The organism is Pseudomonas juntendi (genome assembly GCF_009932375.1).
Taxonomy (GTDB): Bacteria; Pseudomonadota; Gammaproteobacteria; order Pseudomonadales; family Pseudomonadaceae; genus Aquipseudomonas; species Aquipseudomonas juntendi.
Genome location: NZ_BLJG01000546.1, coordinates 1 through 853 on the forward strand (window position 1 = coordinate 1; position 853 = coordinate 853).

General features: G+C 66.5%; 1 protein-coding gene. It reads left to right on the forward strand.

The annotated features are described in order from the left end of the window. Nucleotides 1–621: ATP-binding response regulator (locus GYA94_RS27190; protein WP_161893505.1), on the forward strand; the 621-nt coding region annotated here is incomplete at its 5' end. Between the last annotated feature and the right edge of the window lie 232 nt (nt 622–853).

An 853-nucleotide genomic window follows, 5' to 3' on the forward strand; every position in this document is an offset into this window, starting at 1 on the left:
CGCGGCATCGCCCAGGACCGTTTGCAAGCCATATTCCTGGAGTTCAACCAGCTGGACGTTGGCCGCGCGGCGGACCGCAAGGGTGTAGGCCTGGGGTTGGCCATCGTCGAGCGGATCGCCAAGATTCTCGGCTACCGGATCGAAGTGCGTTCGTGGCCGGGGCGTGGCTCGGTGTTCAGCATCGAGGTGCCGCTTGGCCAGGCGCTGCAGCCGCCCCTGCAGCCCACGCTGCCCCAGCCCACTGCCGGCAACCCGCTGCCGGGCCGTCGCCTGCTGGTGCTGGACAACGAAGTGAGCATTCTCGAAAGCATGGGCGCGTTGCTGGGGCAGTGGGGCTGCGAAGTGGTCACCGCCACCGATCAGCAGGGTGCCTTGCAGGCGCTTGAAGGGCGCGCCCCGGAGCTGATCCTGGCTGATTTTCATCTGGATCACGGCGTGGTGGGCTGTGAGGTGGTGCGGCAGTTGCGCGAACATTACGCCAGCGCCATACCCGCGGTCATCATCACGGCTGACCGCAGTGACCAGTGCCGGCGCTCATTGCGCAAGCTTGGCGCACCGTTGCTGAACAAACCGGTGAAACCAGGCAAGTTGCGTGCGGTATTGAGCCAGTTGCTGGGCTGAGGGGCATGAAGCGTATTGGGGGGGCGGCACGGCCCGTTGAGGGGTGGGCTCATCCGCGGAGGCCGGCCGGGCCTGCTGGCCGGGTTTCCTGGCCATTCACCGTTGCAGCCGCCACCGCATTCGCGGGTAAACCCGCTCCTACGCTGGTCGGTGGTAGCTACGTGTCCGTGGACCGACGAGGCCTTTTGTGGGGGGCAACCGCGAACAGGCGGGCCTGCTGGCGAGATTTCCT